At 68.8% G+C, this 573-nt stretch carries 1 pseudogene; it reads left to right on the top strand.

The window, feature by feature from the left end:
- A pseudogene (locus HUW62_RS47655) lies at positions 1–386 on the top strand (hypothetical protein); the annotation flags it as partial.
- Positions 387–573 lie beyond the last annotated feature (187 nt).

The following is a 573-nucleotide window of genomic DNA, read 5'->3' on the forward strand; positions in this document are numbered from 1 at the left end:
CTCGACACCGACTCCGCCAATCAGTAGGCCGCTCCCATCTCCGAGCGCGCTCGCTCACGCTCGCGCTCGGTGATGCCCATCAACCAGGCGGATTGCTCGTCCATCAACCAGCTCGCCTCGCAACACTTGAGCGCCCGGAGGATGTGAAGCAGGAGCTGCCCTGGGTGCGGGAGCGCCTCGACACGGACACCGGCCGCGCCGTCCTCTACGTCAACCGAGGCGGCCAACAGACGCGCCTGGCCGAGGTGCTCCGCTCCGCCGCTGGCACCCGCGATGACGTCGGCGAGTTCCGCTCGCTCGCTTCGGACAAGCAGCTCGCGGACGCGGGCGTGGGCTTCCCGCCGTACCACGGCCTCTGCCGCACCACGACGCTCGCCGTCACTTAAGTGATGTCCCCGATTTCGCGTCGCAGGCCTTTGTCTCTTCCGGAGACGAAACGCCATGCCGGCCACCTCGACACCGACCCCCACCTCACCTCCGACGCCGGAGGGCAACACGACGACGCAGGAGTCGACCTCCACGGCCAAGGCCGAGGCGACGCCCATCGTCTGGCCTCGCGACCTCAATCTCCCC

Origin of the sequence: Myxococcus sp. AM011 (assembly GCF_013372595.1) — a bacterium.
GTDB classification, from domain to species: domain Bacteria; phylum Myxococcota; class Myxococcia; order Myxococcales; family Myxococcaceae; genus Myxococcus; species Myxococcus eversor.